The sequence below is a fragment of the Micromonospora sp. NPDC023633 genome (assembly GCF_040640035.1).
In the GTDB taxonomy this organism is placed as follows: domain Bacteria; phylum Actinomycetota; class Actinomycetes; order Mycobacteriales; family Micromonosporaceae; genus Micromonospora.
Map to the genome: position 1 here is coordinate 1 of NZ_JBFABB010000220.1, position 6108 is coordinate 6108.

The 6108-nt window shown below is 74.0% G+C and carries 4 protein-coding genes; all 4 read left to right on the forward strand.

Annotation, left to right across the window (positions count from 1 at the left end; genetic code table 11):
- The coding region (locus tag AB0G13_RS33625) for a penicillin-binding protein 2 (RefSeq protein ID WP_357883396.1) at nucleotides 1-1900 on the forward strand (1900 nt) is incomplete at its 5' end.
- A gap of 118 nt (nucleotides 1901-2018) precedes the next feature.
- The gene (locus tag AB0G13_RS33630; protein ID WP_357883406.1) at nucleotides 2019-3515 is read left to right on the forward strand and encodes a UDP-N-acetylmuramoyl-L-alanyl-D-glutamate--2,6-diaminopimelate ligase; all 1497 of its coding nucleotides are present in this window, start codon (nucleotides 2019-2021) and stop codon (nucleotides 3513-3515) included.
- Nucleotides 3512-4936 carry a UDP-N-acetylmuramoyl-tripeptide--D-alanyl-D-alanine ligase gene (gene murF / locus AB0G13_RS33635; RefSeq protein ID WP_357883399.1) on the forward strand — a complete coding sequence of 475 codons (1425 nt, stop codon included), beginning with the start codon at nucleotides 3512-3514 and terminating at the stop codon, nucleotides 4934-4936. The genes AB0G13_RS33630 and murF overlap by 4 nt, the downstream gene beginning before the upstream one ends.
- Nucleotides 4933-6060, forward strand: a complete 1128-nt coding sequence (gene mraY, locus AB0G13_RS33640; RefSeq protein ID WP_357883402.1) for a phospho-N-acetylmuramoyl-pentapeptide-transferase — start codon at nucleotides 4933-4935, stop codon at nucleotides 6058-6060. The genes murF and mraY overlap by 4 nt, the downstream gene beginning before the upstream one ends.
- Nucleotides 6061-6108: the final 48 nt, after the last annotated feature.

Below are 6108 nucleotides of genomic sequence, written 5' to 3' on the forward strand. Positions count from 1 at the left end.
CCGGCGGGAGGCGCCGGGCCGCTCGGGCGTCGTCCGCACGGTCACGCCGCGCGCCCCGCGCCACGACGACGACCCGCCGCCGCGCCGCCGCGCCGCCGCGCGCCCCGCGCGCCGGCCGGACCGTCCCGCCGCCCGGCGGCCGTCGCGCAAGCCGCCGAAGCCGCCCCGGCTGGCCGATCCCCGACGTCGGCTGCGGCTCGGCACCGTGCTCACCCTGACGCTCTTCGCCGTCATCGGCATCCGGCTGGTCGTCCTCCAGGCCGTGGAGACTCCGGCGTACGCCGGCGGTGGCCTCGCCGACCGGCTGCGCACCGTCACCCTGCCGGCGGCGCGCGGCGCCATCTACGACCGGGACGGTGCCCCGCTGGCGCACAGCGTCGAGGCCCGCTACGTCTACGCCGACCCCACCCAGATCAAGGACCAGCAGGCCACCGCCAGGGCGCTGTCCCCGTTGCTGGCCATGCCGGCCTCGGAGCTGGCCGAGAAGATGAAGCCCCGCAAGCGGGTCAACGGCGACGACTCGCAGTTCGAGTACCTCGCCCGGGGGGTGGACATCGACCGGGCCCGGCAGATCACGGCGCTGGAACTGCCCGGCATCTACACCCACCGCGACGAGCGGCGCGAGGTGCCCGGCGGCGACCTCGCGGCCAACCTGCTCGGCTTCACCAGCCAGGACATGGTCGGGCTGGAGGGGCTGGAGGCCCGCTACGACGACGTGCTGCGGGGCAAGGACGGCAAGCGGGTCTACGAGGTCGGCCTCGGCGACCTGGCCGCCCCGATCCCCGGCGGCTACAGCGAGACGACGAAGGCCAAGCCGGGCAGCTCGCTCCAGCTCACCATCGACCGCGACCTGCAGTTCATGACGCAGCGGATGCTCAGCCGGCACATGGCGCAGAGCAAGGGCAGCACCGGCGCCGCCGTGGTGATCGAGATTCCCTCGGGCGAGGTGCTGGCCCAGGCCAGCCACCCCACCTACAACGCGGCGAAGCCCGTGCCGAGCGACCCGACCGACCGCGAGGACGCGGCCACCAGCTTCGTGGTCGACCCCGGCTCGGTGCACAAGGCCATCACCTTCGGCGCCGCGCTCCAGGAGCGGGTGATCACCCCGGACACCACGCTGCCGATCGCCAACGGCATCAAGAAGGGCGACACCTGGTTCACCGACACGCACAAGGCGCACGGACAGCGGATGAGCCTGCCCGGCATGATGGCGTACTCGTCCAACGTCGGCACCATCCAGATCGCCGACAAGCTCGGCCCGGAACGCCTGATCGACTACCAGAAGCGGTTCGGCCTCGGGGAGCCCACTCGGGTCGGCATGCCCGGCGAGGCCAGCGGGCGACTGCTGCCGGCCGACGAGTGGAGCGGGTCGTCGCAGGGGTCGGTGCCGATCGGGCACAGCGTGGACGCCACGCCGCTGCAGATGGCCGCCGTCTACGCGACGATCGCCAACAACGGCACGTACGTCCAGCCGCGCCTGGTCCGGGAGGTGATCGGGCCGGACGGGAAGCGTACGCCGACCGAGCCCCCGGTCACCCGCTCGGTGCTCAGCCCGGAGAACGCCGCCGCGCTGCGGCACATCCTCGAGGCGGTCACCACGGTCGAGGACGCCACCGGCAGGGCCGCGGCGATCCCCGAGTGGCGGGTCGCCGGCAAGACCGGCACCGGCTGGCGACTGGTCGACGGGCGCAAGCAGCCCGGCGAGGTGGCCTCGTTCATCGGGATGGCCCCGGCCGAGAACCCGCGCTACGTGATCGCGGTCTTCGCGCACACCCCGTCCGGCGGGGGTGGGGACATCGCGGCCCCCGCGTTCCGGGACATGATGCAGTTCACGCTGCGTCACTACGGCGTGCCGCCGAGTGGGCAGAAGGCCCCGAAGTTCACGGTCTATCCGCGTTGAGCGGCCACGCCGCGACATCATCGGTGAGTGCGGACGAACCACCGGGGCGGCAGTGCGGCCGGAACCGGACGACCGGGTAGGGTCTGACGCCGTGCCCGGCAATCCTCGTCCCCGTACCGTGATCGGTGTCCGGCTCGGCGATCTCGCCGCCCGGCTCGAATTGGAGCCCCCGGAGGGCGCCGCCGAGCTGGTGGTGACCGGGGTGACCCACGCCAGCCAGGAGGTTCGCCCCGGCGACCTGTACGCGGCCCTGCCGGGTGCCCGCCGGCACGGGGCGGAGTTCGCCGCCGGCGCGGCGGCCGCCGGCGCGGTGGCCGCGCTGACCGATCCGGCGGGTGCCCCGGCGGTGGCCGAGGCGGGCCTGCCGGCGCTGGTGGTGTCCGACCCGCGCGCGGTGCTGGGCACCCTCGCCGCGGTCGTCTACGGCGACCCGACCGAGCACCTGACGGTGATCGGGGTGACCGGCACGGCCGGCAAGACCTCGACGGCCTACCTGGTCGAGTCCGGCCTGCGCGCCGCCGGCCACACCACCGGCCTGATCGGCACCGTCGAGACCCGCCTCGGCGACCTGGCGATCGACAGCGTGCGCACCACGCCCGAGGCGACCGACCTGCACGCCATGCTGGCCGCCGCCCGGGAGCGCGGCGTCACCGCCGTGGTCATGGAGGTCTCCAGCCACGCCCTGGCGATGGGCCGGGTCGGCGGGGTCCGGTTCACCGTCGGCGGCTACACCAACTTCGGCTCCGACCACCTGGACTTCCACGCCGACTCGGCGGACTACTTCGCCGCCAAGGCGCAGCTGTTCGACGGGCGCTGCGCCGTGGAGGTGCTCAACCACGACGACCCGGCGCTGAAGTCGCTGTACGGCCCGGCGACGGTCACCTACTCGGCGGCCGGCGACCCGACCGCCACCTGGTGGGCCGACGAGATCGGCGGCGAGGGGTACGCGCAGCGGTTCACCGCGCACGGCCCGGACGGGCTGGTCCTGCCGGCCGGCGTGGCGCTGCCGGGCCGGCACAACGTGGCCAACGCCCTGCTGGCCATCGCCGCGCTGGTCGGCGCCGGCGTGGACCCGCGCACGGCCGCCGCCGGGGTCGCCGCGTGCGGCGGGGTACCCGGCCGGCTGGAGCTGGTGAGCGCCCCCGGCCCGGTCCGGGGCGTGGTCGACTACGCGCACAAGGCGGACGCGATCGTCGCCGCGCTGGCGGCGCTGCGGGAGTTCGGCGCCGGCCGGTTGATCTGCGTGATCGGTGCCGGCGGGGACCGGGACCGGGGCAAGCGGCCGGTGATGGGCGCCGCCGCGGCGGAGGGAGCCGACGTGGTGCTGGTGACGGACGACAACCCGCGTACCGAGGATCCGGCGGACATCCGGGCCGAGGTGCTCGCCGGCGCCCGGCGCGCCGGCACGACGGCCCGGATCGAGGAGGTGGCCGACCGCCGGACGGCGATCGACGCGGCGGTCCGGCTGGCCGAGCCGGGCGACGTGATCGCGGTGCTCGGCAAGGGCCACGAACGCGGGCAGGAGATCGGCGGCGAGGTGCACCCGTTCGACGACCGCACCGAGCTGGCCGACGCGCTGCGCGCCCGCTTCGCCGACCCGGCGGGTCAGCGGTGATCCCGCTCAGCCTGGCCGAGGTCGCCGCGGCGGTCGACGGGCGGCTGGCCGGCGCCGACCCGCAGGCCCGGGTCACCGGTCCGGTCGAGTTCGACTCGCGCAAGGTGCGCCCGGGCGCGCTCTTCGTCGCCTTCCCGGGCGAGAAGGTGGACGGGCACGACTACGCCGCCGGCGCGGTGGCCGCCGGCGCGGTGGCCGTGCTCGGCACCCGGGAGGTGCCCGGCGTGCCGATGGTGCTGGTCGACGACGCGCTGGCCGCGCTGGGCCGGCTGGCCCGTGCGGTGGTCGACCGGCTGCCGGGGCTCACCGTCGTCGGGTTGACCGGCTCGTCGGGCAAGACCACCACCAAGGACCTGATCGCGCAGCTCACCGTGCGGCTCGGCCCGACCGTCGCCCCGCCCGGGTCGTTCAACAACGAGCTGGGGCACCCGTACACGGCGTTGCAGGCCGGGCCCGAGACCCGCTACCTGGTGATGGAGAAGGGCGCCCGGGGGGTGGGGCACGTGCGCTACCTCTGCGACGTGGTGCCGCCCCGGATCTCCGTGGTGCTCAACGTCGGGGTGGCGCACATCGGTGAGTTCGGCTCGGTGGAGACGATCGCGCTGGCCAAGGGCGAGCTGGTCGAGGCGCTGCCCGCCGACGGCCTGGCCGTGCTGAACGCCGACGACCCGCTGGTCGACGCGATGGCCTCGCGTACGGTCGCCCGGGTGGTCCGCTACGGCGAGGCGGCGCACGCCGACGTGCGGGCCGAGGACGTGACGCTGGACGACCGGGGGCGGCCCGCGTACACCCTGGTCACCCCGGAGGGGACCGCGCCGGTACGGCTCGGGCTGACCGGCCGGCACCAGGTGTCGAACTCGCTCGCCGCCGCCGCGGTGGCCCGCGAGCTGGGCATGCCGCTGGCCGAGCTGGCCACCGCGCTGGGCGCTCTGGGGCTGGTCTCCACCCGCCGGATGGACGTCTTCGAACGCGTCGACGGGGTGACCGTGATCGACGACTCGTACAACGCCAATCCCGCCTCGATGGCGGTCGCGCTGCGCGCGCTGGCCGGCATCGGGCGGGAGCGGCGCACCGTCGCGGTGCTCGGCTACATGGCCGAGCTGGGCCCGTTCGAACGCGACGGGCACGCCGAGGTCGGCCGGCTCGCGGCCGAACTGGGCGTCGACCGGCTGCTCGTGGTGGGCGAGCCGGCCGCGCCGATCCACGAAGGCGCGACATCGGTAGGTGACTGGGGAGGAGAGTCGGTGCTGCTCACCGATCAGGCGGCGGCCGTCGAGGTGCTGCGGAGCGAGTTACGGCCGGGCGACGTCGTCCTGGTGAAGGGCTCCCGGTACCGCACCTGGGAGGTGGCCGACGCGCTGCGCGCCGACGCCGCCGGGGACGGATCCGGCCCGACGGCGACGGGGGGCGGCGCCGCATGAGGGCGGTCATCGTCGCCATCGGGGTGGCCTTCCTGGTCTCGCTGTTCTGCACCCCGATCGCGATCAAGGTGTTCGCCCGGCTGAAGGCCGGCCAGCCGATCCGATCAAACCTCGGGCTCGCCAGCAACGAGGGCAAGAAGGGCACGCCGACGATGGGCGGCGTGGTGTTCATCCTCGCCACGGTCATCGCGTACGTGGCCGGTCACCTGGCCCTGACGACCCTGCCGGACGCGCAGATCGCCCAGGTCGAGCCGACCATCACCGCCCTGGTGCTGCTGGGGCTGATGGTCTTCTCCGGCGCGGTGGGCTTCATCGACGACTTCCTCAAGGTGCGCAAGCGGCACAGCGGCGGGCTCAACAAGCGCGGCAAGCTGCTCGGGCAGATCCTGGTCGGCGCGGTCTTCGGCGTGGTGGCGCTCTACTTCCCGAGCACCATGACCGACGCCTCGGGGGCCGAGACCAACACGGAGACCGTGGGCAGCACGACGCTCAGCTTCATCCGGGACATCCCGGCGCTGGACATCACCAAGATCGGCGCGGTGGTCCTCTTCATCTTCGTGGTGATGGCCGCGACCAACGGCGTCAACCTCACCGACGGCCTCGACGGCCTGGCCACGGGCGCCTCGGTGATGGTCCTCGCGGCGTACGCGCTGATCGCCTTCTGGCAGTACCGGCACTGGTGCGCCGACCCGAACTACACCCAGGACTACTGCTACGCGGTCCGGGACCCGCTGGAGATCGCGCTGATCGCCGGCGCGGCGGCCGGGGCCTGCGTGGGCTTCCTGTGGTGGAACACCTCGCCGGCGCGGATCTTCATGGGCGACACCGGCGCGCTGGGCCTCGGCGGCCTGATCGCCGGCATGGCGATGTCCACCCGGACGATCCTGCTGCTGCCGATCATCGGTGGCCTCTTCGTGATCATCACGATGTCCGTGGTGATCCAGATCATCTCGTTCCGTACCACCGGCAAGCGGGTCTTCCGGATGTCGCCGTTGCAGCACCACTTCGAGCTCGCGGGGTGGAGCGAGGTCAACATCGTGGTCCGGTTCTGGATCATCGCCGGCATCGGCGTGGCCATCGCGCTGGGCCTGTTCTACAGCGAGTTCCTCGCCAACATGACCTGAGCGGGCCGGCAGGTCCCGCCGCGGGGCCCGGGCGCGTGTCGCCCGGGC